The following is a 25,699-nucleotide window of genomic DNA, read 5'->3' as shown; positions in this document are numbered from 1 at the left end:
CTTTATGTCAACTAAGTTAAAATGTCACTTTTCGGCAAGCAAAGAAGATCGCATTTGCCGTTTGGTGGTTTCCCGAGCTAGCCGTAGTGCTCGTTGGACTTTCTCAATGTCACCCTCGGTCGGGTTTTCATAGTTAAAGCTCATGCCCTTGAGCAGGTTTGTAAACAGTTGCCCCGAGCGTTCCCGGTATGCTTGCAGTTGCTTGGGATTCAGGTCAATCCGCTCGCCATTGATTGTTACGTAGCGCTGGGTTGGTGCTGGCGCCCAAGCCTTTGCTCCATCAGGTAGATTACGATTATATCGAAGAAGCATAGCATCTACTTTTCTTATCTTTGGAGCCTCACCAATTGTTACTGGGAAAATCGGCCTGAGAATGCTACTGCCTTGCTTGATTTCTTCTTCGCCATATACGTTCACCGATGGTGGTGCCAGCATCGGAAACATTCTCAGTAGAACAGATTCTCCAAGACTATCAGCATCTGTCTCCCTGTATTTTGAATCGATTTCACGTAATGGTTGTTTGATTATATTCGGCACCCAAGAAGCCAGAAAATTAATAGCGAAATTTTCTAATTTATATCCTGTGTCGATTTCGCCTTTTTCATTTATGTTTACGTCTTGCATTGATTCAACGATGTCGCCAATGCCTTTCAAAAAGGTTTTCTCGGTGGACTGGCTTGCGATACTTTGTAGCATCGCGATAGGTAATCTTGATGCGATGATCCCAGCTGAGTCTTCAGAGCGGACACCTGCCTTAACCGACCGAATGAGATCGACCGTAGTGCCTATGGTAGTAGCAAACGGCTCGATTCCGCCATATTTGAAGCTATTGTTCCCAATGCGAATGGTGTAGGAAGTCATTCCTGTTCGTTGTTTTAATTCGTTCGCTCCCTGACTTGTCCTTGAATGACCACCAGTGACTAAAATGAACTTATCCTCATCATCATCGTCTCCCTCTGAAATTCCCCATAGCAACGCAGTCCCAGCCCATGCCATCACTTGTTGAGTAAAATCACGTACAAGCTTGGGTTTGGGGTATGTCTGTCCAATTGGAACCCCGTCTTTCCACTTGACCATAGAAGCCATGCTTAGCTTTGCGATCACTCCCATGGTTCCTATAGGTGACTTCCCTATTCCTTGTAGGAGGATATTGAATGGCGAAGTCACAAATGGTACAATGTAGCGCGCCCCGGGGACTTTACTTCTTCCCCAATTAATACCTGTTAATACATCGCCCCAATTAGCTCCTTTCTTTTTTGCACTAATCAGGTTGAAGCTTCTTCCAAATACCTCAAAAACGCTAAAAAATGATCCCTGCTTACGTTCTTCGTGCGTATCCTGATATGTCAGTTCTATTGCCTTCTCGGCGGCTTGGTGCCACGCCACAGAGCCCGGCATGTTGATCAGCCCGGTTATACGTCGCTCGAGCGCTTCACCTTCCAAGCCTTCACCCTTGGCAATCCGGTAGGCCACGGCGCCAGCTTCCACTTGCGCTATTAGACTTTTCGAAAACTCATCCGCGAACAAAAGCAAACGCCCAGGAATGCGGATAGTCTTCCCAGTTTTTCCAGGGATAGATGCCCGGATACTTCCCTGTTTGTCGAAATATTCAGGCAATATTTCCAATTGTTGATTTAAGACGTCATTTGCAAACAATGGTGTCTCTGCGGCCCAAGAGTTCAGTGCATTACGAATTCCCCTTGCCATGCCTGGTAACATTCCACGAGCCATATGTCTGAACTCACCAAGTTGAGGGGCATTTTCTGAACCCATTCCGAATTTAGCCAAAGTCGCATTCAGCATGGCTTCACCCAAGCGTTCGAATCCCAAATCCCATGCTGCGTTCAACGCATTACCTAGAATATTGCGACCTTGCGTCAGTGGCCCACTGAGCACGGAGTTTACCCAGAATTCAAAGGCCATATCAAAGCCCCCTCCATCTATAGATTGTAGTGTCCGTGCGACCTGCGCCACCTGCACCGGGTCACTGACGTCGAACATCGGCGGGCCATCTGGGTCCGTTAAATCCCGCTGCGCGGGCTTCGCATGATGGCGGTCCTTGGCGCGCGGTTTGTCGATCTCCCAATCATAATCTTCAAAGGAGCGTTGCAGGCTGGTAGCCGTGCGTTTGTTGCGTCCCCTGCCAGTCTTCACACGGCTGCGCTTCAGTTGCTTCCGGCGCGTCTGCGCCAGCGTGTCGGTATCAGCGTCATCCAGCCCCATGGCGGCGATGATTGCGTCGATCTTGGCTTTGCGCTGCGCCTTACTCAGGCCTTCGTCACCACGCGCCATCAGGGCCTCATCGTCAAAGGATTCCAAGTCTAGCGCCGCGTCACCGAGTTTGGCCAGCTTCTCCCGCATCGCACGCTCCATGTCCTGCTTGATGCGCTTCACCTCATCCAGCGGGATATTCAGGCGCGTGGCAATCTCCTCGGATTTTAGACGCTTCTGGTTCAGCTTCACCACTTGGCGCTTCACCTGATCGTAGTTCAGTGTCTTTACTACGTTGCCAATCATCTTGGAGCCTCGCAGGCGCAGATAGGCTTCACCGTTAAAAACATGATTCAGGGTTACGCCCATGTTGGCTAGAGCCTGCTCAATGCGCTTCAGGCGTCCGCTGTTCTCGTCGGCCATGAGCTGCATTTTGTCTTTCGTGGCCTCAGTTTCTGCCAGTTCCTTATTCAGGCGTTTTAGCGTTTTGTTTTCACCTCGTGCCTTAGCCCTTTTGATTTGCCCCTTCAGGTCATCAATCAGTCGGGATTTTTCCAAAGGACTCAGGGCCTTACTGACACGTTCCTTAGTCGTGGCGTTGGGGTGGAAGATCACACTGGCTAGGAACTCCCGGTAGCGATCAGCAGGCTTTTTAAATGGATCTCGGCGGGCGGCAAATGCACGTGCTTGTTCGCTGCCGGATTCGCGGTAAGCCCAGGTCAGTTGTTGCGCCTCCCGCATTTGCAGGGCGTCTCCCGAAGCCGTGGCCTGCTTGATCAGGTCATTGACGAGGATTTGCGCCGCCTTCACGTCTATCGGGTCGCTGATGCCTTGACCAGTAGCAGCCATTTCCAGCAGGTTGCGCTTCACGCCGTCGCGGTCCTGCGCAATGCGTTCGCGCGCCTGCTCCGCCCAATCCGCGTGCGTCTGGCGCTCAGCTTCCATTTTGCGCGCTTCGTCCACTGCGTCGACCAAACGCCGCGCGGTTTCTTCTTCGGCGGGATTCGCGAGATCAGGGCGCCCGATACTCTGCGCGCCTGGAGCCTCCAGACCGGCTTGCCGGTACATTTCATCGATGTCGGACTGACTCGGGATTTGGAGATTCAACGCCTGCAGGAAGTCATTGATCGCCGCCGCATCGTCTCGGCGGGAAAGCAAGGTGGATAGATCATCATCGCTGCCTTCAGCTAATGTCTGTGGGTTAAATGGCCCTGCCGACTCAATGTAGTCATTGATCGCGCTTTTGATCTGCTCAGCTTTTTTCAGTAGGTCCACACCCATGACATCGAAGCCGCTGATCACATCCCCAATTAGATAAGGGGTGATTTCCTTCTCATGGGATGTTTCCCCATAGTGCTTGGCAAACATCCCGACAATAATAGCACGCTCTTCGGGAATGATCAGATTCAGCAGCGTTTGCTCAAGTTCGGCATAACCTGAATTTGGATCCTTCTCGGCAATGTGCGCAAATTCATGCGCCAAAGTCCAGGCGAGGGGAGCGCGGTCACTCTTCGCATTGACGAAAATGACCGTGGGCATTGAAGGGATTACGAAGCCTTCTTCGGTGTCACTGCCTTCACGTTGGTAGAATTGGATAGATGCGCCAGTTGTTTCTTCATCTGGGAGGTGTCGGGCACGTAAATGCGCCGAATCGACTGGTCGGATTTTCTGGGGGTTGATGGCTGCTTGGATTTGCTCATTGGGTGCCTCTGTTGGTTCAAATGTGTATTCGGATGGCGTTTTTTGCAATGCTGGACTCTTCAACGCACGTCGCAGGTCGCCGCGTGCGCTCAGTACATCATTACGTGCTACCCCTTGCTCTGTCATCTGGTTTTTCAGTTTTCCCAGGATTTTATTCATCCGTTTGCGCATACCCTCACGGCTCAAACCTTCACGACGCCCAATCTCGGCCAGCGAACTGCCAGCCATAAAGGCAAAGGCCAACTTGCGTTCGTCATCGTTCAGGCTGGCCAGCGCACTGCCCAGCAGGCGCTTGCGCTCGGCGCGTTGTTCTCGGTCGTAGGGGGTGGGTCCGTCGCCTTCGATCAATGAGCCCAGTGTGTCGCCAGCCTCGTTAATCGGTGTGTCCAAGCTGGAGCCTTCCCGCTTGTTTTGCGTGCTCTGCTTGCGGTAGAGATCATTTAGGCGGTTGCGAATTACCCGCCCGGCGTAGCCTGCAAATGGAGTGCCTGCCGTATCGTCAAATTTCTGTCCTGCCTTCATCAGGGCGCGCCGTGCTTCCTGCACGATGTCGTCATGCTGCGCGCTGTTGTTCACGGTGAAGTAGCGTACCGCAATGTCAGTGGCCAAGCCCAGGTTGTCTTGCACCAGTTGCAAACGGTTCAGTTTGCCGCTTGGCGTCTTGGGCAATTTTGCCTTTGTGCGACCGTCTAAAGCCTTGAAGAAATCTATTTGATGACTTCCATCCGTTCGAGCCCCTAGTGTTTCGTTTTCATCCAGCAGGGTTTTCAGCGCGCTGACTTGCCGTCCCCGCAGTTGGTGAATGGCCACGTCAATCGGCACGACCACGCCTTGGGGTGTGCTGATAAAGTTGCCCTCATGGGCGTCCATCAAAATCACATGGTCCGTTGGGTGTGCCCAATCAATTGGATGGCCAGGCAGGGGAGTGAATCCCGCTCGCTGCAATGTCTGCCCAATTTCGTAAAACGTGGCTGGACGCCCGACAATGTATGGTTGGGATGCAACCATCCGGCCATCTGCGAGAACACCTTCAAAAACCGTTTTGTTGTCGTCGAAATAGTGATTCTGCAGTGCAATGCGCTCTAGGAAGCGTGCCGGGGTTGACTCCCCGCCAATATCAAAGAATACTGACCCATCTGCGGCGCGTTCTGCCTTGGGATAGATGCCCCAATCACCTGCATGCGTTACCTTATAGACTCGGTTGCCGTCAAGATAAACGCTGACTTCCGAGCCCTCGTCTAAATAGCTTTCTTTGTCGGGCTCTTGGGCTTCGTATCCGGCGTCACGGAGTGCTTGAATTTGAGCGTCTGGGCTTGGGCTTCCTTGAGCGATACGGTAGGCTGTTCGCCCATCGTCTTGGAGATCAACTGCTTTTGCTTCAGAGCTTCGGGGCTGAGTTCCTTTTTCATTTTTGGAATCCGATTTGCGCGATTTGAGTGTTGGTTTCTTTTCGACTACTATACGCTGAAGCTCGTTTTTGTCACTGCTTTTTGTTTGAGCTTTATTCCAGTCATGAGTTCCCCGTAGTTCGGGGTTCACCATGCCAAATGCATCCCACAATGCTTGAGAGTAGGCGGCGGCTTTTCCTTGGAACTTGGTTTCCAGCACTTGCGCCATGGCTTCTGGCGTGTTGACGCCTGAGCCAATCAAAGCCTGCGCAGCTTGCACGAAGGCCCCGATTTTCTCCGGGGGCAGTCCCTTCTGCGTCATGTCTGCCGTACGTGCTCCCAGCACATCGTCCTTATCTTGGTTGACGAAAAGAATGCGGGAGAGTATATTAGATACAGAATCCGAGGAAGCGCTGGAAATCTCAACCTCACCCGAGGCACTGGAACCAGTCTTAAACGCACCTCGGATTCGTTCTTTTGTATAGGCCTCGTGTAGGTAAAATCGGGTCTGTCCTTGTTGGCGCCGAGTCACGACAACCAATATTACGTCTTCGCTTCCGATCTTCACCGGAGCTGCCAGCACCACACGGGCTTCACCACGACCTCGCCAGTTTTTGCTTTGGTGAATGATGCGGCCGTTTTGGATAACGTCGGGCACGGCGGCAAACGCCGCAGCCTTCAAGCTTCCGGCGCCATGCGCCCACGAGCTTTTCACCGAGTTGCGGTTTAGGATCACGTCGCCCAATTGTGGATGCGTGGACTTGCCATCCATGCCTTCAAAAAAGGCTGCCACCTTGTTGAAGATCGAAATCCCGCTGCCATCACGTTGGAACTCCTCGCCAGTCAGTTCAATTATTGGTTTACCAAGTAGGAAATCACGCATTTGCTGGTCGCTAGCGCGGGAGAATAGACCCTCAAAAGCGTTATCCAAAGCCTGGTTTGCTTCTCGGGATATTCCTTTCAGATTTTCACTGACTTGTTTCGGTGTTGGCGGCGCAAAGAGTTCGCCGGTTTCTCCCGGCTCATCAAATAGGGAGCCTTGTGCGGCGTCGCCCGCATCACCCACCAAGCGTTTGGCTTGCCGTTCTTCGAGCTCTTGGCGCTGTTGTTCTTTCCGGGTGCTTTCAGCTTCGCGCTCACGGTCGCTAACCAATTCCTCCTCGGTCTGGCCAGCCAGTTCAAAGTCCTCATCCGTCAGGAATTCGACGGGGGCGTCATCGGTGTCAGTTTCCAGGCTTCCGGCATCGATCACCAGCGGCATTTCTGGAGGCAAGTCCTGCACGCCAAAGCGTGGGCCGTCTTTCACTTCCACTTCACCCGTATCCGGGTCGATGTCCGTTACCTCGAACTCCTCACCCTCGACTTCGAAACGGTCGCCAATCGCCAACTGCTCCGGGCTCACGGTTTCACCACCGGGGCGATCCTCGGTCACGGATTCAATAAAATCCTGATCGCGGTCCTTAGCGTCTTCGGTCTGTCCGGTGGCGCGACGCTTGGCCGTGCTGGCCACCAGCTCAAAGAATTCACTCGTACCCGCGCCTTCATTCAGCAGGTTGCGCTCCACAGCCAATGCTGTCAGTTGGTCTGGCGCCTGCCCGGTAGACGTCACTAGGCTATCGTAGCGATAGAGTGGCAGCAGGTCTTTGTGCAGATTACGGCTACCAAAGGCTTCATCGTAGCCGTCATACTCTGGCGGAAGCTTGGCGGATTTGCCTGCTTGCTTCTGCGCTTTGATGGCATGGGTCTTGCCCAACAGTCCGCCTTCGGATTGCAATAGGTCAATCACGTCAAAGGAATCGGCATCTGTGGTAAACGGGAAAGCAGGCCGCACATTCTTGCGATTCACATTCCGCTTCGGCTTGGCCTTCTTCGGTCCAGCGGGACGCTGCTCTAGTTCCTTGCTGGAATCTGATCGCTCAGTTCCACGATCAGGGCTCCGAACAGTTTGAGGGTCTGAGAGTCCATTGCCATTCCTGGCGGGATCTCGGCCACTAGATGGTGCATTGTCTTCGGCTTTTGTGCTGGTTGACTCGGCAACAGTTGATCGTCCTCGCTGTATCCCATCGGATTGTCCATCAACTACCTTACGTTCGAGATTGGAAACGTCACCGGGTTTTTCGATTTCCAGCAACTTTTCTTCAATCTGCGTCACGGTGGATTCCACGAGGTCCACCACTTCCGGCGCCGCGCCGTCTGCGCTCAGGCTGCCACGTAGATCGCGGAAGTAATCGCGCAAACGTGCCAGGGCTTTGCCGATCCGCTGCAATAGGCTTGGCGACAAACGTTCTTCACTGGTCACCTTATCTTTGCCCTGCGCTAGATTGATCCGACCTTGCACCACCATCCGTAGAAACTCATGCCCAAGCTGCCAGTCCTGTGCAGGACTCCCTCCTTCTTCGTATACCTTCCTGACGACCTCTTGTGTGGCGTCTGGCAATTTAATCCATATTTGCGCAGCTTCTAGCTTAGGCACTATCAAGGTTGCGACTGCATGGATTGCCTCTTCCTGAATTAGCAGTTCAAGACGCTCAGGATCGATTAGATTTTGAGCGTTATCTGGAGACACGAGGTCTGTCACATTCACTAGCAAACGCTGCCCCAAATCAGTTTGTACGCCTCCAGTCCCTTTAGCACCTTGTTGAATGCTAATGCCCGAAAACAGAGGAGCATACTTGTCTATTGCTGCATTGACATCGCGTGCAACGTTTCGTGCAACGGCAACGGCCCGTCCGCCGTCTATTTCAATGCCATCCACGCGGGCATTGTTGACAATTTCCCGAAGTAGGTCGGAGGCCTTTACTCGGTTACCTTCGATTTTCACCGGGGCGTGTTTAGGCGTCTTGGGCACGGACGTCTGTATTTCAACATCGCGGGCTTCAATGCCTTCCTCCGCCAACCATTGCGCTGCATTACGCGCCGTCACCGGATCGCCATTGGCCAGTGTGGCGCCGCTTGGGATTTGAGTTTCGTCTGCCTGTCCATCATCCCCGGTAAAGCTTACTGTCAGCCCTGCTTTGGCTTTGGTCTTTGCTTTCGGTTGTTCCGCACTCTCTGTGGTCACCGAACTCGCTTCCTGAATCCGTTCCAACTGCGCTTGCTCACTACGGGGAAGCAAGGCTTGCGCGCTAGGCACGCGCTCTAGCAGCCAGTCGCGCGCTTTATCGGTGATCACGGCCTTGCCGCCCACCATCCGAATAGCCGAGGTTCCGAGTTCTTGGCCCACGATGCCCAGGCCAACTTGTTCGCCTTCGGTCATCTGGTCCCCGGTCACGCCATTGGCCGCACGAATCAACGCCCGGGCGCCATCACGATAGGCGTCCACGTGCGTGGAGTCCTGAACGCCGGTCACATCCGCTGGCTGATAGCTTTCAATTTCCGCTATCTCCTCAGACACATTCTGCCCCAGGGCCATCCGATGTTGGAGGGATTCGGCCACCTGACCGACATAAAGCACCCGTTCGTGGCGGTCCTGCAAATTCACCGCCCGTTCTTCCAGGCTATGTCCCTTCAGTTCTGGGGAGCCTTCCAGCACAGTTGCGGCAAACTGGTTGAAAGCTTCAATTTCGCCTGGTTGTATCATTGAGAGAGCTCGCTGCGCTTGGATCGCGCGAGCATCACTTCCTTGGGCAGTCGAAGCTAGCGTGTTGATGTCCGCGATCCGATTCGCCATTTCTGCCGTTGCCTGACCGTGTTGACGGCTCAGGTTTTGGTATTCCTTTTGAGTCCGAATTGCACCACGTGTGTGTAGCAGTCCCATACCAAGCACGGCGCCAGCATTTCCCTTCAGAATCTGATCAAGCTGGTCCATCGGGTTCTCGCCCTTGATCCAGGCTTCTGAGAATTCAGAAATATTTTCTCCGATGAAGGCGCCCAGAGTATTGGTTCCCTGACGTAGTAGAAGGTTGCTGGTTGTTGCTTGGGCGCCTGCCAGTTTTCCAAATTTTGCCTCGGCTTTGTTGCCCAACCCTTCTGCCGCTGCCAACGTAGCTGCCTTCAAGCCCACATCCGCGAAGCGATCCAGAAAACTCATTTGATTCGGATTCTCTGAATAACTTTGTGCTACGCCCATTTGCGCATAACCCAAGCCTGCTGAAATGCGCTCAAGTCGTTTTCCTTGGTTGAGCACTTCTCCAATCTTACTGACCTTTGCCAGATTGCCGACTGCGACATTGCCCATTCTTCGGGTCATCATGAATTGACCCAGTGAACCAGCGACCATGCCAGCAAGCGCGGTATTCGGATACTTCTCTTCGATTATCCGCGCATATTCCTGTTGGAGTGCATTGAACTTTGCCAGTTCTTCCGGGTTAGTCCGATCGATCTGCGATTGCTCATAACTGTAGTCAACGCCTGGAACTAGATTTACGAGGTTCAGTGTCGAAAATAGCGTTTTTTGGAACTCATTGCTCGCAACGTTCCCGCGATCTGCGTTGTTAGTATCAGCATCCCTTAGTTGATTGACCAAGGCTTGGAGCACAGGCAATTCTCGGGCGTCCTGGGGCTTGGACCAATCCAGCTTTACGGGGTCTACGAGGTTCCCTCCCTCCTCAAGTTTTTGCGCATACTCAATCGTTTTGCGCATCGCAGTTTTAGCTTGTTCGCCCCGTAAATCTCCAATGAGCATCCGTGCTCGAGCCGCATTCGAACGTTTTTCAATATCTTCTGCTGTCATTCCCTTGAACATATCGAACACGGCGCCAATCGACTCCGATCCATGTCCAAGGTTGGTCAGTCCAAATTTCCAGATACTGTCTTCGCTTTGAAAACTCTGTGCGACGCGCTCTTTTCCTGATTCAATTCGGCTTCCAGCCTGCTCGATAGCTCCAGTGCCATAACTCCCCAGAAAACCAGGGTCCGCTTCAATGTCTGCTTCGAGTTGGGCCACCATATCTGAAAGGTGTTTTTCCCCTGCAGCTTTTGCTGCGTCGCTGTAATTTGCGCCCTTGGATTCGATATAGCCTCGCAATCGAAGTAGGCTATCCCGGAGTTCGCGTGCTTCTGCTACCTTTGCGTTATGGGCTTCTGGTGTTAAAACGCCGCCTTCGAGTTCATTCAGTAAGCCATCCAAGCGTGTGCTCTCATCCTCATAAATTGCAACTGCGCTGGCTATGGTGTCTGCTTCACGGTCAAATTCTGCATCGGTGGAATCAGCTTTTAGTCTGGATGTTGCAGTGTTTCGTCCTTGCTCCACCAGCGCATTCAACCGTTCTTGTTCTGCAACGGCTTCAGTCATTCCAATTCCTAGCTTCTGTCGCTGTTCTGCGATATTCGCCAGCATTTCGGCTTTTAACGCCTTTGGCAGATTGGAGTTGGTTTCGATGCGCCCTTGGATTTCGTCGTAGGCTGCCAGTTCAATTTCCGCTTTGACGACATTGCGCGCCGCCCTCAGTTGCTGCTGCCGCGCATGAAGATCGCCACCTTCCATTGTCCTCTGAATGATCTCCTGATCTCGGGCGTTCAGTGACTCCAACTCAGCTTGAACTTGGGGGACGCGTGCAGCCTTCTTCGGGCTATCTGGCAAATTGCCAAACAACTGTAGTTCGCGTTCTGCACGATTTCGCTTCTTAGCTATTTCCGCAGATTCGAGTTCCATACCACTGACTTCACGGTCGACTTCCGCTATTTGGCGATCCACAACCTCAAGCGCAGATCCCTCCACCTGTTTCTCGCGGGAAGCACGGGCCTTTTCAGCCGCCACGCGTACCTTGGGGTTCTCGTGGTTCAGCGCATCATCGCCGTGGAATGCCCGTTCGCGCGTGCCGTCCGGTAGGTCATAGTAGAAATGCGGGTCATTCGGGTCATCAGCCGCCACAATCTTCGGCCGCTCAAATTCCGTTTCGCCATACTGGTTGCGGTGGGCGAGGAACGGCTTGCCGTCCCCGTCGCGCATCACGCCCATATCCTTTTCTGTGAATAATGGCCGCCCCGTTTCGTCGACTGATTGACGCATTACGCCATCGGCCGTCGTGTAGGTCTTCGCGCCTACGGTGTTCGCCCAAATTTCAAACTGGGTCTTGGCGAGCTTCTGCGCATTCGGCGCCGCATCGCGCACCCCGCGATTCACCACGCTACGTTCACCTGGAGCAAGCCCCATCGCGCGTTGTCGCCCAGCGTCGTCCATCCGTGCCGACCAAAAGGTGTTTCGCATGCGACGTTCATGCTCACTGATCTCTGAGGGCGTCGGAGATGGTGCAATAGCCGAAGTAGGGGAGTCCTGTGCCGTTTTCTCTGGAAGAAAATCTTCGCTGGTCTTTGGCTGTGTCTGCTTGATTTGCTTTTCAGCCTCTGCATGACGCACACTGTCTCCTGGGACCTCGCTTATCGATGGACCGTTGAGTGTTTGGGCAGTTGAGTTTTTACCACGAAGAATGGGCCGACCGTTCTGATCTTGTTCTACTCGGACGTTATTATCTGCATTCGCCTTAGACCCTATCAGAACTGGACGTCCTTCTGAGTCTTCAGTTTTTGTTACCCCACCTGTCGGTTCAAACGCAGGATTAAGCTTTGCAGGTCGTTGTGTTTCTTGATCTGCCGTATCTACGGCCCGAACACGTGGACTGCCTTGGGTGCCTCCTTCGGGCGCAGTTTTGTCAAAGTGTCCAGGGATGACTGGCTTGTCATCACGGGCTACTACCGGGCGTTTACCTTTTTTGAGAACAGTGCGGAATTCATTCATTATCAGATCGCATCACTGCGACCCGATTTCTGCTTATCCGCGCCTGGTGTCCCCGCCGGTGGCGTAAACAATCCAAGTGGGCGCTTCTTTAGGCGGGTCGCGAATTTTCCAACGTCTTCACTGCCAGAGGCCTTTTCTACGTTGGTATCGCGGCTTGCGCCTGCCATACTTTGACTCTCGCCCGGTCGTTTCAATGCCGTGCGAAATGCTGAATTGTCACTGCTTGCAACGATCTGATCACCAACCGAACCTTGGTTTGGCTTCTTCAGTTTGCTTAATCCAGTAACTTTGGCCCCTTGCATTTAGTAATTCAAAAAGACAAAAGTGACGAAACGTCAATATGTTAATTCTATGATCCTCAATTGAGGTTGAAATATTTAACATGCAAGAATCGAGGCCTTTAATCCCTACTTTCGCCGCTGCGCCAAACTCTAAGCGTGATCGGTAGCCTATGGCTTTCGATTACAGACTTCAACCGATCAACAAACCGCTGATCCTTGTCAGATTCCATGATCAGGATAATACCCGCAGGCCGCCCACTTTGTGTAGAGTAGTTTAGGCTTTGGCCAATGGACTCCGCCCATTTATCAGCAAAGTCCACCTCCCAAGCACAATCTGCGGTTAAGAGATCGCAGTAGGTCCCATTGGACATGCGGACATTCTGATCGCCTCCCAAGCTCATCTGGACGAGGTCCACATACCAGGATTCGGGGTTATCACGTTTTGCGTGAAGGCTTACAGTCAGCAGGAGGAAAAATAGCATTATCCGCATAGTCACGAATAATGCTACTGTATCACGTAGTGTCAATATTATTGTGATGCTCTGAGAAGGGCTAGATTACGTTCTGCATCTGCCTTTCTGGTGAATCCCTGGCTGGACGCCCCAATGATTTCGTTGTTGTTGGATACCACCCGCCAACGCCACTTATCTGCGCGGTCGCGCAGGTAGGTAGTGCCTGGTTTTAGTTTGGTTTTTGCTTTCTTTTTCATGATCAACTCCATGCCCCCCGGCGACCACCTCGATCCTCGTCCAACAATCGCTGAACATCTGGGGGAAGTCTGACTAAATCATTTTTCGGATAATAGGCCTGCGCGCCCTCAATGGTTGCCAGCCCAATGGCCAATCCAATCACGTCGTCATCGTGGGATCCGTCCATTGCTTCCTCTCGACCATTGGGCTTGCGTACAAATGCGTTCAGTTCGTCGACGATATGCGAACACCAAAGTTCAATGCCGTCGCCCGCGCGGTCATACTCGCGAATTGCCCGTGCAAGTCCCTCCACCAGTATCGGTCGCGTTCTGGTGGTAGTCTCCCAACCATAAACGTTTTCTCGGCGCATTTCACGCTGATTAAAAATCTCTCGTTGGTAGATCGGAGCGCCCCACAACTTCAGCAGCTCAATCAACGCCAAGCCCGGGCCGTTGACCTCGGGCACGATCAAACAGTTGTAGTAGGCCCAGAGCCGGTGACACCATTCGTCGACCAAATCAATGTCCCAGCGACACGGCGGCTTCACCCGGCATACCACCGCTGGAGGCTGCCAACCACGAGTCCCAAAATATCCAGCGCGGAGCACCAGCAACGAGTGCGCGTCTGGGTCTTTCCCAGCATCCTGGCTTTCGCCACGCATCGTATCCACCGCAAGCGAATACCGCATCCCCTCGGTCGGTTGCTCCCAACGATAAATGATGCCCTCATATTCGTCAGTCGGGCGCCAGACCACACGCCCAGTTTCACGGCCGCCCTTCTGCCACTCCAAATACCCCAAATCCGGAGTTCGCTGCTGGCTCAGTCGCTTCAAATGCCGAATGCCCACCGAGTTAAACCGCTTGTTCCCGGAAGTGAGGAACGCCGTTTCCCAAGTCGATGGGTAATCCTGCTCGAAAATCCGGGCATCACGTTCGCATTCTTCCTCGATCGCATAACGCCGCCAACTGATTTGCCCCAGACTCAGGCTGAAGCGCGCCATCATTTCACGCTCGTCGCCAAACTCCGGGGACGTGTAACGCGGATTCGTGCCCAAGGTCCGTTCCACCTCGGCCGCCTGCGCTGGCGTCAGATCATGGCATAGCTCCTCAAAGGCGAACCACGGAGCGAAAACCCGGATGTATTTACCGGCCATCATTTCGCCTGCCGCATGACGGCGCTGGAACTCGTCTATGTCGTAGGCCTTGCCCCAGCGCTCATAGAAGTCGCCACTTGCGCCGGCCGCCGTCGTTTCCATCAGGATGCATGTCCCTGGCTTGGTCGCTACGCACTTCACCAGGCCGGATAGAACCTTGGCCGCATTCGCCACGCCGTCCTCTGCCCAACGCGCCACTTCCGTCGCCAATACAAACTGATAAGTGCCCGAACGTCCTGGGTCATACTCACGCGCCGAAAGCTGGCCAATCAATGACTCCCTGCCATCGGGGAAAGTGATCTTGCCCGTCTCGGTCTGTAGGTCGCGCTTTGTGCCCCAGTCGAAACCATCACACCCTGAGTAAACGCCAACCTTGGAATACAGGTTCTTCGACTGGTCGCCCTTGGCCCCAATGATCGTGCAGTTGATCGGGTTGTTGTTCGCCTCCACGTAAAGACCCGCCGTCGAGAACGTGGAGCATCCGCGTTGGCGAGGTTTGAGCACGAGTATCCGAATTGGAAGGCCCGTTTCCTTGAACCACCGGACGGCCTCGGAGATCGCCCGTTGCAAGTAATTGGCCATCGGCTTCACCCGGTTGCCGCCCGCATCGTCAATCTCACCATGCACCTCAAACCACGAAGCCCAGTCACCCGCAACCGCAGCCGCCTCCAAACCACGCAGCTCCTCTTCGCTCAGATCCGAAAGGTCAATGTCGTCCAGTTCAAAGTCCAATTCGTCCATGTTCTCAATGGAGAACTCTAATCGTCAACACCGTCAAATTGTCAACACAGATTCCAGCAATTCCTCAATCGCACGAACGCTCTTAATCTCCACGACGTCGATGCCATGCCGGAAAAGCATCAGCTTCTTGCGCAACGGCCAATCGCGGGCAAGGGCGCTGCCGTCGGTCTTCACATCGATCACGAGGGGAGGGAAGTCCAGACCGTCGAGCGTCAGCACGAAGTCAGCCGTGTATTTCACCGCGCGCACATTCTGACCGGCGGGCGTCACCTGCTTGGGCAATAGCTCATATTCGCGTTGAAGGTCGCACTTTAGCCGCTTGTCACGAGCCATCGCATCGCGCACCCGCAACCAGCACTCCGCCTCATGCGCTGAGTCGAACAGCACCCCGTCGACGTCCACCTTCTTGCCGCCAAACTTACCTTTTCGCTTCCGCTTCATCGTATCAACTGGGCCGAATCAACCACGCAGTAAACGTCGCGTCCCTGCTCTTGCACCACCACGATTCCCACCGGATAGCAAGTGCGAAGGACGTGGCCATGTGTTTTCGGATCAATGTCCCATTCCATTGGCACACCGACAGCCAGCATAATGCCTATTTTCTCTGACTTCGTTAATTCCTCCACCGGCTTAACTTCGCTTGGCGGCTTGAAATGCTGAAGCATGAGCTCCACATAATTGTCCTGAATCGATTTCATACGTCCACAAATTCCCCTTTCTGCTCCAGTCGCCACTGCTTGCGGATCTGCGAACACGAGCCCGCCGACAAGCCACTGGCCTTTTGCAGTTCGGGCAGCTTCGCCTCCGGGTTGCGCTCCAGCGCATCGATCAACTTTTGGCGCTTGGCCAGCGCACGGGGCTTGCCGAGCAGCTTGCCCTTGGCCCGCGCATTGGCGAGTCCCGTGCGCGTCCGGTCCCGAATGATCGAGCGCTCAAACTCCGCCACCGCACTGAGAATGTGCAACTGCAGCCGCGCACTTGGGTTGTCCTCGCTGGTGTCAATGCCCTGGCTTGGCACAACCAGGCCCACGCGCGAACGCTCAAGCTCGCCAAACACCTGCGCCAAGTGCGTCAGGCTGCGCCCCAGCCGGTCCAGCTTGTAGCACACCACCACGTCCACCCGGCCGGCGCGCACTTCGGTCATCAACTCATCCAACGACTGCCGCGACGACTTTGCCCCCGAGCATGTGTCAACAAACTCCCGAAACTGCGCCCAACCACGCCGCGCCAGATACATCATCAGCTCCCGCCGCTGGGATTCCACCGACTGTTCGCCCGTGGACACCCGCAAGTAAACCGCCACCCGTCGCTTACTCATGGCCAACAGGGGTTTGCAAGCCACTCAACCAGAGGTTTGCGGTTATGCGCATCCACCACCCCAGCGAGATCGGTGAGATTGATTCGTGCAAAGGCGTCATCCGAGCGCGTCCAAATTGCGTAGAGGCAGCGAGCGATAACTTGCTCGCCATGACTCATACGCCCCGCAGCACGCTTGAGCGCTGGCACATTCAGTCCCTCATCGTCCCAGAACCTCTGGGCAAACGGATACTGCGCCAATAGTAGAAAAAATCGTTCCTTGTCGCTCATCGCTCACCGCCTTCCGCTTCCTTCACGACAGCCACACAATGGTCGTAGGCATCCTGCATCGGCTTGAACAGCCGCAGATACTCCGGATCATCGCCCCCCAGTCGCCGCATTTCAATTTCCTCCTGCACCTCGGGCAGCAACTGCTTCAGCGCCGCCAGGACTGCCGACTGATCGATGAAGATTTTGTCTTCTTCGAGGTAAGCCATGTCGCAGGTATCACGTTTGGCCTCATCCGACTCCCACCACGCATCCATGACGTCCCGATCTTTTGCCCCACGGTAGCCAAAGCTTTGCCGCGACTCGTAAAGCGCCTCCAACGCCTGTTCGTAATCCGTGAACAACCGGCATCCATGCCACGAGTCCACGTCATAAACGAATTTCCAAACCTTCACCAGCTGCCCCACAGCCTTCGGTCCAAGATCCACGCCTGCCTCATGGCATTCGCGCGCATTCGCGTTATTCGTAGTTTCAAAATCAACGTTTGTTTTCATGTCCAACATTACGTTCGAGTTTTCAATCGTCACCGGATTTACCTTCAAAAAAGGAAAATATTTTGAAGCCTGATTAGATATCCACGAATTCGGGGGTTCCCGAGCTCTCCGCCGCCACCCCTTCTTGTGAAGCCTGCCGCTTCTCCACATCGTCAAGCAGTCGCCGCAAGCTGGCCCGCATCGCCGCGCTGCCTTCGAGCTTGGTCCGCAACGCTTCCGGGTCTGGCGCCGTCCCATGAATGATCTCCTGCCGCTTCACCGGCGTCCCTTCGACCGTGTCCCGCAAAAATTCCAAATACTTCAGCCGCGTCAGAAAATCCGGCGCCTCAACGATTTTGCCGTCCTGCTGGAAAAACTTCATCGCCTTCAGCCCGTCGATAACTGCCTGGGCCATCGCTTCCGCGTCCATCGCCTCCGCCAACGCCTGCTTAATCAAGTCCTGCCGCTTCCCCCGCTTCGCTACTGCTGCCTGTTGTTTCGCCATCGTGTTAATTTGATACTGGGTTATCGATTAGGTTTTTCCTCGGACATTTGCTGGCCCGATTCGCGCACGCGCACACGATCCTCCGTCCTCCGCTTTTTCGGTTTGAATTGCGAAATTGTCAACCACGTTAAATTGTCACCTTCACAAAACACCTTTTTCATCTTCATTACCCGAGGTAGTCCATTGGACTGGTTACGGCGCAGCCGGGAGGCGTGTTTGCTCAGGGTAGTCCATAATACCCCTATACCCCCCTTAAGGGGGTAGGGGTTTTGGACCACCTGAGAACCGCCCTCCGCCATGGGGAGTCCATAACCTCCGTGGACTGGGTTTTGGACTGGTTTTGGACTCCCTTCATTTCGCACCTCGATTCCTGCCTTCACAAATACACCGACCCCGTTTATTATACCCGCCAATACCTGCCTATTTTTCAATCGGCTGTCTATTGCCGTGGGTGCTTGCGCGGGTTGGTCGCCAGTGGTTGGGTAGTGCTCATGCGTCAATGTGTTCAGTTGCCCAATGGCCGGTTTGTTCGGATGAACCGGGAGTGGAATTACCTTGAAAAGTGCTGGGAGGTGCGTCCGTCGAGTGTGCCAGAATCCCCCGACGCCACGGTCTTTCACGATCATAGGAGGCGCGGTGATCGCGACCTTCAATGCTGCTTAAATTCGGCTACATCAACTATGCAGTCCAGCTTCGGATTCAAAAAAAATCCAATAAATTACAATATATGCCTTGACTAGGTTGCCTAAGTGAGCAAGAGTGGCACTTACAACAAACGAGGGCCAGCTGCTCGAAACAACCTGGCCCTCTGGATTCAAGAAACACAAAGCTAATAACTAGGATTCAAGAACATGAAAAACGAAACACAGACCACCGCCGCCAGCAAGACAATAGTCATCGTAGCCATGAAGAAGGCCCAGGATAAGCTAGGCACCAAGGGCTACGTCAAAGCCAGCACCGGGTTTATCGACCGTAAAAAATTCACTGGCGGCAGCTACAGCTGGCGCGTCGAGCTGACCGACATCCGCGAGGGCGGATTGCCGGTCGATGTGCGCTTCGTTCATTATGAAATCGGCGGCTTTGAGCCGGTCAAGCTCTGGGCGCGGATTTCACTGATCGATGGCAAACTAGCCTTCGCAGACTTCGACGGCAATGCAATCACGCCCCCGGATTGGGTCTTGGCACAAGCCATCCTCGGTGATCACGAGGTTCATGAACCTGTTGAGGCCGAAGCCGAGGAGCCCCAGTCCGAGCCCGAGCACACGATGACCCTGATCGTGGACGCCACCCCTAAGCGCTATTGTGTTTGCAGCCACGACGGCACCCCGGTCTGGTTTGGCAATTTCTTCGCTGAGGACCGCGTGACGGATGAATTCCGGGGCGAACTAGAAGCGGCAAAAAAGGCCATTTGGCTCGCCAGCAAAGCCAAAGATGAGCTCTGCCTGCCCTCCCTGAAGGTGATCATCAAAACCGACTCGACCCGCGTCGCCCAGACCGCCCTCGGCGATCTCCGCGAATCTGCGCGGCGGAATCATATCGATGCGGTCGAAGCGGTCATCATCCCAGGTGCGGAGAATCCCGCCGACAAAAACACGCGCGGCAAGGGCTTCCTGCGCTGGAGCGATTTTAATCTGAATCAACTGTTCACCAAGGCCGATTTGGCTGCAATGCGGTAAAACTCAACCAAAGTAAATAACCATGGAAAACGATCCAGAATTCGCAACCCACAGCGCAATTTTCCTCAATAACATGCGCCATTACGCCACTCCTACGTTCGCCCTTTCCTTGGCTTCGGCTGACATCGGCGTGGGCGAAGACGACGGGGGAAACGCCGTCTACTTTGCCTGGGGAAATGACGTGGCGGCGACAGGCCTTCCTCGTCTTTATGGCCAGAACTTTGCCACCCGCGACGGGGTGAACTTTTCGGCCATAGTCCCCACCGAGATAGTCCACCAATTGGAAGCGGCTAACCTCCTAATTAAAAAGCAATGAGCAAAGACACTGACTGGGTAATTCTGACGCCCGAAAACAAGCGACTGCGGGGCGGGTCCCTCGAAGCGCTCTGCCGGGACCACCGGGAAGTCTTTGCCGCCCACGATTCTCACGGCGGCAAAATCCCCGTCGAAATCCGCGCCGCCCGCCAACTCTCCAAACGAGAGTTGTGGAACGGATTCCGCGTCGACCAGCGTGGGACAGCAGGCCGCAAGCAGAACGGCCACCGCATCCCACCCGACAGCGTGATCTCGGATGAAGAAATGGCCGACTTTCGCGATGCCGCGCCGCTGCTTCAACTGGCGGCGATTGCCCGTGAAATTGGCATGGCGCCCACAACACTCTCCTACAAATCCCGAGTTCCTACCGGCTCCCTGACCAATGCCCAAGCTGCAGCGATCCGCAAAACGTTGAAACCCCTCAGGCGTTTTTTGGATAGCGGCCCATCAGGGGCTTGAGTTCCCCGCCGCCCTCAGCCCTCGCCCGGATATCAGCAATGTGCTCCACCAGCTGATCTTGGCAGAGCTTCCCCAGCGGATCGCCCGCCGCCTTCCGTATGTCAGCCAGCAGGTAGAGCAGGGCAGTGTTGTCACCCTGGGTGTCCTTGGCCTGGGCATTTGTCTTCTCCATGGCGTCCTCGAGCTCCTGCACCTTGGCGCGTAGTTCATCATTCTCTTTCCGATAATCTGCAATGGTTTTGCGCTTGGTAGCCATGCCGTTATTCGAAAGCACATGGCCCCACGCATCAAGCCCGACATTTCAGCTTTTGCATGCGGCTGGTGTGTCTCATTTATTTAGCGCCTCCATACACTTGCCTTTCACCTGCTTGAGCAGTCCACGGTGTCCAGGGTTGTATCCGCCTTTTTGCGCAATGCCCAATACGGCATTCAACGCAGTGCGTAATCGATTTCTCTCTCCTCGAGCATCGTCCAAGCATTCACGCAGTCCCGCCGCTCGATCCCGCTCTTGTTCATAAAGAACCGCCTGCAAGTCCCTGTCTCTCTCCAGTTCCTCGACGCGGGCACGGAGTTGAGTGTATCTTTCAAGACGCTCTAGTGACACTCCATCGTCTGCCAAGTCTGCATACTCCCTATCTGACAAAAGTCCTGCCTCGTGAAGTTCACTGCGGGCGTATCGAACCAAATCAAATAACCGGTAAGCGTGTGCTTTGGCCTCAGCCAGCTCGGTTTCGAGTTCGGCATAGTCGCGCCGAGCAGTTGCAAGTATCTCTTGAAGCCGCTCAACTTCTTCTCTGTCCGTTCTCGGTGTCGGTGTGTCGCTCATTGGTCGCCTTTCTGTGCTGTTTTATTGGCTGATTTTTTGAATTCGTCATAAGCTTCATCCCACTTGGTTCGCTCGTCTTCTGGGTGAAAATCAAACAAATCCAGATCGGTTAATTCTGCTTGGCGTGCTGATTCCTTGCTGAAGAAGCGATGTCGTTCCATGTACTGCCTCCCGTCCGTTTTATATGCCACGATGATCATCGGTCGCCTTTCGTTTCGGGTATTGGATACAGAAATCCATCTCTGCCCATATGAATGGGCGTTGCTCCATTGCCCGTTCGCCATGATTGCTTGCGCATTAACGATTGGATTTTCTTGTCCACAACCTTAAGCGCTTTCTGCCCCTGTGGGTGTTTCATCTGGGGAGAAGACAGCGAACAATTGCGGACAATAATTAATGCTTCACCAAGGTTCATTGGTCGTAAAATTTTGCGTTTTTAAGTTGGTGGTTGGAGGCATATTGCCCCTTGCACGTACCGTGATTGAAGCTCACAAACTTCTCTTTCTGGTCAGTGCCAAACTTAGTCCATTCCTCGACATGCACGGAAACTTTTGTGTCTCCAATGTCGAGAGCGGGCATGTGCGCCATGTAATCTCCTGGCGTCACTTCATCGAAAGTATAGGTCATTGGTCGCCTTTCCATAGGTTAAGTGTCTTGAGCAGGGCCTCGCAGCGTTGGGCGGCGGTGGCATGCCATAGTTCTGCTTCCGACCCTAATTCGTCGGTGGTATCTCGCTCGACTATCTTTCGTAACTCCTTGCCATAGATATTAACAGCAAAGCCTTTGAGCCGCTTCTCAAGAGCGTGCACGGCGTTGAGGTCGTGCAGGTAGTCGGGGAGATAGCTGATTATGTTTGGGTGGTCTTTGTTCGCCCAGAATTTGACACCATTAGTTGATCCGTCTGGTTGCTGCCAAAACTTGTCGCTGGGGTTGTTCTCTACGTATTTCCACCCCGCCCACTCGGCTAGCGCGATTCGTTGTTCTTCGGGGCTCATTGGGAGGTCTCTCCTTTCAATTCGCCAAGGTGTTCAGCTAAGTAATAGATGGCGTCGTCTACGTTATTGGGCCCGCTGTCGTATTCGTAATTCACCGTATCCTCTGGAAGCAGAGCCATGATTGCTTCGATAGCATATTGCTCTAGTTCTGTGTTGGATGGTCCGTATTCGTCGAACTGGAATGGCTTCGCCAGCCATGATTGCCTGCGCTGCCAGTAGGTCTGGTCATTACGCTCGACGTGTTTCCATTGAGCGTATCGATTCGTTACCCGAGTACTGCAGTGGCTAGTCCTGAGAATAAGGTCTCCGTGGGCGATTGGTCCGACTGCATGACGACCGTAAGAGGACTTGTCGTCTTTGTTCACGATTCCGAAGACTACGCCTACATCCTTGCTGCCTTCGTCGATGCACCTGAGAACGTCGCCCAAGCGTATCGGCTGGCCGTCGCAGTCAGCTATCGGAACTACTTTTTTCTCAATAAAAGTTACTTCCTTCACCGTTCGCCCCCTTCCTTGATGCGCTTGAGGCAGTGCCAAGCTGCGCGGATGCCGGATTTAGTGGAGAGGTCGGCGCAGTAGTAACAATCATCATGGACTCCACCGAGAAAATTGGCAAAATCCCAGCGGCCATCCACTATGACCCATCCGACAAATCTGTCGTCTTCATTAGAGAGTGGTCCCGTGCCCAAATACACCCCGTTCTCTGGCACTGGCGGTAGGGTGTCGGGTTTGGGCGGGAAACCGATCTGCTTACGTGCATCATCTTGATAAGAAGTGCTTCCGAAGCATCCATAATCTGCTTCTAAGTCCTTAAGAGACTTAACCAATGCCTGCCCCTTCTCCTCGGTGTATTCGCCTTGCAACCAGTCAGGAACCATTTTCCCGGCGTCGGGAGATTGGTCATCCACCATTTTGTTGGCGTCAACAGATTGGTCGGGCAAGTGTTCGCCCGCGAGTTTGGCAACATCTGGCGCGGCAAATGCCAATTCGTCGAATAGATCCCAGGCGCGTTCTTCAGCCTCTCGCTCCAGTTGCGCATATTCATCGTAGGCTTTGCCTTCGTCGTTCGGGTATTCCCAACCCACGGCAGCATAAATGCTAAGCGCAATTCCGCTGTCGCCCAGTGGCCGCTTACCTTGCACAAAGAGCGATACCCAATCACCACGAGTGGTGTCCACTTCCCAGCTTAGTTTGCTAAGTAGTTTGCAGTGTTCTGGGCGCAGTCCGCTGTTTTGGTAGCGGTCAAAGGCCTGCTGCATGCGTTTGCATGCCAGCGCCTTGGTAACCGGGCCTGTGTAATAGCTGAGTTCTTCCGCTTGCTCCGAACGGCTGGCCCACATGCAGAAGTAGTCCCAGTGGCGTAAGTCACGTTGCGTTATCTCCCACTCGCCAGTCCATTCTGCATAGTGTAGCGCAGCATACGCGCCGAAGCGGACAGCCTTGCGCAAGGCTATCCGGTCTGCGAAAACCGTCATATGGCGTGCACCGGAGAAATCCTTGCTAGTCTTGGGTGCCGCGTCCAATGCCTCCAAGATCGCTTGGAGCAGGGGGCTTAGGTCTTTTTGGGCATGACCAAGCAGGTTGCCCTTCACGGTGGATAATGCTTTTTCGATACTCATCATTTACCTTTCGCTGAGGTTGCTAGTGCGTTGCCGCTTTTGCCTGGCGCACGTCCCGCTGCATTTGCAGAAACTCCCAGTGCTCAATGCGCTGGCAGCCCTCGGGCGCATCCTTGGGCGGGATGATCGCTTCACGGGGGATGATCGCGATTTTCTGGCCACCCAGGTCACCAGCCACGGGCCAGTAGTAGCGTTTGCCGATGTGTAGCATCTGCGTGTAGGCAAACTGCGCGTAAAAGTCCATCACCGGAGCTTTGAAGCTTGCGCGCTCCATCACGGCCAGCGCGGCTTTGCCCGCAGCGCGTCCCTTAATCGGTCGGCAGGCTATCTCGCCATCGTTCAGCCCTTGCACTGGTTGCTTGTAGAGGCGCCAGTCTGCCGGCGGCTTCTCTGCTTTAAACGCGATTGCACTCAGCTCTGGGCATTGCATCCAGTCAAAGGGCCCACCTACCTCAACCGGACTACACCCGCCAAGCTCGTTACAGGCTGCGACCGCCTGGACGTGAAATGCGTCATGCGCTTCCACGATGCGTTGATATAGTTCGAGGACTTTCCCTGAAATAATCAGGTAGTGGTCATTGCGTGCGTCGTTGTTCATTTTGGATTAAAGTTAAATTTTAGAAATGGCCCAAAAAACAGCAGCCAATCCGAAGAGGCATCCCACATCGTTGGCAACGTCTGCCCATGTGGTTGCGAGTAATACGATGTCCATAGTCTGGTGTTTTTAAAAAATTGTAGCATGCGTTCCCACGCGGCATGCCAGCGCGCTGCCGACGTCCGTCTCTAGGCTACGGACGCTGAAAATTACCGTTGGTGTGTGCCCTCCACGCCGCGCTTCATGCGGTCGGTCGTCCGCTTTTGCAGCCACATCATGGCTTCCTCGATGTGCGTCAGCGCCAGCGCATTCTCACGGCAGGCAAACCGGCCTCGTGATGAGAAATCGAACTCCTCCACTGGGCCATCAGCAGTCAGCGACTCTTTGCGCCCGTGTTGAAACCCGCGCAGGCGGTCGATCACGACAGCTAGCAGCGCCTCATTGCTCAGACCGTTGAACCCAGCCTCCCGGATCGGCCCGTTCTGGAAGTTAATTTCAGTAGCGACTGAGCCTATGATTTCCGTCTCTCCTGTTTCAGAATTTGCGACCACCTCCACGGGGTGTGAATATCCGCTAATTCGGTAGATGTGATTCGCCCCACCAGGCCCAGGCTGATCAAGCACTTCGATTTCGATTGCTTCATTCAGCCCAGGCACTTTGTGGTCGGTTAATTTTCGTGATGATGATGATTTTTCCATAGTCGTCGTTGTTGTTGTTGGTTATCTTAGTTCGTGGTCCGCCTCCGCGTTCTCTGCGTTCTCGGCGGTTAAATTCAAATCCTTGGGCAGTCCCGTGGATGCAGGGGCAGGCGTTGCCATGCGATTACCTTCCCATTGCCTTGCAGGCCTTCAAAGCGCGCTTGCCATGTCTTCCAGTAGCGGCGCATTTCGCACACGCCACCATCGGCCCGGGCAACAGTCACCGTCTGCAAGTCATCTGGTGGCGTCGCCTCACTTAAGAATATCCAGTTGCCGTTCATAGTCTCCGTTCCTCAGTGTCCTCTGTGGTTAAAATCCCATTGCCTCACTGCCCCGCTGGTGGCTTTGCCTCCAGCCTCTCCGATTAAACCGGAGGTTTAAAAAGGGACGTCCTCTTCGTCGTCGTTGTCGTCATCTACTCCGGCAAAGGTGTCTTGCTGGGGTGGGGGCGCTGGCGCTTCCTCAAGCTTGCTGATGGCGAACGCGAAGTTTTCCGCATAGTGCTTGCCTTGCCACTCACGTCCTCGCAGGGAGAAGCGCACCTTCACTTTCTGGCCACGCAGGATTTCCTTTTCGTCGGGCATATCCACATACTTGCCGCTGAAAATAAACGGCACCTTCTGCGGATACTTTTCTTCCTGGTCGCTCACGACCACCGTGCGTTTGGAGAAGCTGGAGAAGTCCTCGCGCTCCTTCACTTCAATGACCTGTCCGGTGTATTCATAGTGCTGATTCATATTTTTCCTATCGTTTATACATTACGTCACTAACTCAAAACGTCACCTAGTTTGACGTCAGAAATTTCAAAAATGCCCAAAGGCTTGATGCATCACGCGCCATGCACGCTAGCAACGCCGCCATGATAATCAGTAGCAGCGTCCATTGCTGCACGCGGTCCTTATGCCGCTCTATCCATTCCAAAAGTGTCTTCATCATTATCTCCTATTTAAAAAAAACCTGCCTCTCAGCCTTTGCTTCCTCCGCTACCCTCTGTTCAATAAACGTCCCGTTTAATCGTTAATTCTCTCTGCGTCCTCTGCGCTCGCTGCGGTCCCCCCCACGCCTGCCTCCCAGCTTCCTTCCCTTCCTTCACTTTTGTTCAAAAAAAATATCCG

The 25,699-nt window shown here is 54.0% G+C and carries 26 protein-coding genes; 3 read left to right on the top strand and 23 right to left on the bottom strand.

All coding sequences use genetic code 11. The features are described 5' to 3' along the window. Positions 1-24 precede the first annotated feature (24 nt). The 11 genes from RBB63_RS16545 to RBB63_RS16495 form a co-directional block, all read right to left on the bottom strand. Positions 25-11,448 carry a sigma-70 family RNA polymerase sigma factor gene (locus RBB63_RS16545; protein WP_309386085.1) on the bottom strand — a complete coding sequence of 3,808 codons (11,424 nt, stop codon included), beginning with the start codon at positions 11,446-11,448 and terminating at the stop codon, positions 25-27. A gap of 530 nt (positions 11,449-11,978) precedes the next feature. Then, positions 11,979-12,278 carry a hypothetical protein gene (locus RBB63_RS16540; RefSeq protein ID WP_309386084.1) on the bottom strand — a complete coding sequence of 100 codons (300 nt, stop codon included), beginning with the start codon at positions 12,276-12,278 and terminating at the stop codon, positions 11,979-11,981. 98 nt (positions 12,279-12,376) lie between these two features. Continuing rightward, on the bottom strand, positions 12,377-12,739 hold the full coding sequence (locus RBB63_RS16535) for a hypothetical protein (protein ID WP_309386083.1): 363 nt from the start codon (positions 12,737-12,739) through the stop codon (positions 12,377-12,379). A gap of 47 nt (positions 12,740-12,786) precedes the next feature. Then, entirely contained in the window at positions 12,787-12,966 is a 180-nt protein-coding gene (locus RBB63_RS16530) for a YegP family protein (RefSeq protein WP_309386082.1), read from the bottom strand. Between the two features lie 2 nt (positions 12,967-12,968). Next, a complete protein-coding gene (locus RBB63_RS16525) occupies positions 12,969-14,840 on the bottom strand; it encodes a hypothetical protein (protein ID WP_309386081.1) in 1,872 nt (623 codons plus the stop codon). A gap of 33 nt (positions 14,841-14,873) precedes the next feature. Continuing rightward, positions 14,874-15,281 (bottom strand): DUF1064 domain-containing protein, encoded by a 408-nt coding sequence (locus RBB63_RS16520; protein WP_309386080.1) that lies wholly within the window; start codon positions 15,279-15,281, stop codon positions 14,874-14,876. Next, the gene (locus tag RBB63_RS16515; protein WP_309386079.1) at positions 15,278-15,538 is read right to left on the bottom strand and encodes a hypothetical protein; all 261 of its coding nucleotides are present in this window, start codon (positions 15,536-15,538) and stop codon (positions 15,278-15,280) included. Before RBB63_RS16515 ends, RBB63_RS16520 begins: the two co-directional genes overlap by 4 nt. After that, positions 15,535-16,158, bottom strand: a complete 624-nt coding sequence (locus RBB63_RS16510) for a recombinase family protein (RefSeq protein WP_309386078.1) — start codon at positions 16,156-16,158, stop codon at positions 15,535-15,537. The genes RBB63_RS16515 and RBB63_RS16510 overlap by 4 nt, the downstream gene beginning before the upstream one ends. Next, positions 16,155-16,427 (bottom strand): hypothetical protein, encoded by a 273-nt coding sequence (locus tag RBB63_RS16505; RefSeq protein ID WP_309386077.1) that lies wholly within the window; start codon positions 16,425-16,427, stop codon positions 16,155-16,157. Before RBB63_RS16505 ends, RBB63_RS16510 begins: the two co-directional genes overlap by 4 nt. Continuing rightward, positions 16,424-16,918, bottom strand: a complete 495-nt coding sequence (locus RBB63_RS16500) for a hypothetical protein (RefSeq protein ID WP_309386076.1) — start codon at positions 16,916-16,918, stop codon at positions 16,424-16,426. Before RBB63_RS16500 ends, RBB63_RS16505 begins: the two co-directional genes overlap by 4 nt. 73 nt (positions 16,919-16,991) lie before the next feature. Further along, positions 16,992-17,402, bottom strand: coding sequence for a hypothetical protein (locus RBB63_RS16495; protein ID WP_309386075.1), 411 nt, complete (start codon positions 17,400-17,402; stop codon positions 16,992-16,994). 851 nt (positions 17,403-18,253) lie between these two features. Between RBB63_RS16495 and RBB63_RS16490 the strand changes: the two genes are divergently transcribed. From RBB63_RS16490 to RBB63_RS16480, 3 genes are read left to right on the top strand one after another with little or no spacing between them, the layout of a single operon-like run. Continuing rightward, positions 18,254-19,078 carry a hypothetical protein gene (locus RBB63_RS16490; protein ID WP_309386074.1) on the top strand — a complete coding sequence of 275 codons (825 nt, stop codon included), beginning with the start codon at positions 18,254-18,256 and terminating at the stop codon, positions 19,076-19,078. A 22-nt stretch (positions 19,079-19,100) separates the two neighbouring features. Further along, the gene (locus RBB63_RS16485) at positions 19,101-19,394 is read left to right on the top strand and encodes a hypothetical protein (RefSeq protein ID WP_309386073.1); all 294 of its coding nucleotides are present in this window, start codon (positions 19,101-19,103) and stop codon (positions 19,392-19,394) included. Continuing rightward, positions 19,391-19,852: a hypothetical protein gene (locus RBB63_RS16480; RefSeq protein WP_309386072.1), complete on the top strand. Its 462-nt coding sequence runs from the start codon at positions 19,391-19,393 to the stop codon at positions 19,850-19,852. The genes RBB63_RS16485 and RBB63_RS16480 overlap by 4 nt, the downstream gene beginning before the upstream one ends. Here RBB63_RS16480 and RBB63_RS16475 read toward each other — a convergent pair. The 12 genes from RBB63_RS16475 to RBB63_RS16420 all read right to left on the bottom strand — a co-directional run bounded on the left by RBB63_RS16475 (position 19,815) and on the right by RBB63_RS16420 (position 25,520). Then, complete coding sequence (locus tag RBB63_RS16475) at positions 19,815-20,108, bottom strand: hypothetical protein (RefSeq protein WP_309386071.1); 294 nt, start codon at positions 20,106-20,108, stop codon at positions 19,815-19,817. The two genes, RBB63_RS16480 and RBB63_RS16475, sit on opposite strands and share 38 nt — an antisense overlap. Positions 20,109-20,180: 72 nt before the next feature. Next, complete coding sequence (locus RBB63_RS16470; RefSeq protein WP_309386070.1) at positions 20,181-20,678, bottom strand: hypothetical protein; 498 nt, start codon at positions 20,676-20,678, stop codon at positions 20,181-20,183. Further along, entirely contained in the window at positions 20,675-20,878 is a 204-nt protein-coding gene (locus tag RBB63_RS16465; RefSeq protein WP_309386069.1) for a hypothetical protein, read from the bottom strand. The genes RBB63_RS16470 and RBB63_RS16465 overlap by 4 nt, the downstream gene beginning before the upstream one ends. A gap of 211 nt (positions 20,879-21,089) precedes the next feature. Beyond that, entirely contained in the window at positions 21,090-21,305 is a 216-nt protein-coding gene (locus tag RBB63_RS16460) for a hypothetical protein (RefSeq protein ID WP_309386068.1), read from the bottom strand. Beyond that, positions 21,302-21,673, bottom strand: a complete 372-nt coding sequence (locus tag RBB63_RS16455) for a hypothetical protein (protein WP_309386067.1) — start codon at positions 21,671-21,673, stop codon at positions 21,302-21,304. The genes RBB63_RS16460 and RBB63_RS16455 overlap by 4 nt, the downstream gene beginning before the upstream one ends. Continuing rightward, positions 21,670-22,170, bottom strand: a complete 501-nt coding sequence (locus tag RBB63_RS16450; RefSeq protein WP_309386065.1) for a hypothetical protein — start codon at positions 22,168-22,170, stop codon at positions 21,670-21,672. The genes RBB63_RS16455 and RBB63_RS16450 overlap by 4 nt, the downstream gene beginning before the upstream one ends. Then, a complete protein-coding gene (locus tag RBB63_RS16445; protein WP_309386064.1) occupies positions 22,167-23,291 on the bottom strand; it encodes a hypothetical protein in 1,125 nt (374 codons plus the stop codon). Before RBB63_RS16445 ends, RBB63_RS16450 begins: the two co-directional genes overlap by 4 nt. Before the next feature lie 22 nt (positions 23,292-23,313). Beyond that, positions 23,314-23,889 (bottom strand): hypothetical protein, encoded by a 576-nt coding sequence (locus RBB63_RS16440; RefSeq protein ID WP_309386063.1) that lies wholly within the window; start codon positions 23,887-23,889, stop codon positions 23,314-23,316. A 206-nt stretch (positions 23,890-24,095) separates the two neighbouring features. Next, positions 24,096-24,584 (bottom strand): Acb2/Tad1 domain-containing protein, encoded by a 489-nt coding sequence (locus tag RBB63_RS16435; protein WP_309386062.1) that lies wholly within the window; start codon positions 24,582-24,584, stop codon positions 24,096-24,098. Between the two features lie 74 nt (positions 24,585-24,658). After that, positions 24,659-24,865 carry a hypothetical protein gene (locus RBB63_RS16430; RefSeq protein ID WP_309386061.1) on the bottom strand — a complete coding sequence of 69 codons (207 nt, stop codon included), beginning with the start codon at positions 24,863-24,865 and terminating at the stop codon, positions 24,659-24,661. A gap of 96 nt (positions 24,866-24,961) precedes the next feature. Beyond that, positions 24,962-25,321: a DUF3127 domain-containing protein gene (locus RBB63_RS16425; RefSeq protein WP_309386060.1), complete on the bottom strand. Its 360-nt coding sequence runs from the start codon at positions 25,319-25,321 to the stop codon at positions 24,962-24,964. Between the two features lie 46 nt (positions 25,322-25,367). Then, entirely contained in the window at positions 25,368-25,520 is a 153-nt protein-coding gene (locus RBB63_RS16420) for a hypothetical protein (RefSeq protein ID WP_309386059.1), read from the bottom strand. Positions 25,521-25,699: the final 179 nt, after the last annotated feature.

Source organism: Cerasicoccus frondis (genome assembly GCA_031296915.1).
Lineage (GTDB): Bacteria > Verrucomicrobiota > Verrucomicrobiia > Opitutales > Cerasicoccaceae > Cerasicoccus > Cerasicoccus frondis.
The sequence above is the reverse complement of the archived record's forward strand: the minus strand, read 5'-3'. Positions and strand labels throughout refer to the sequence as shown.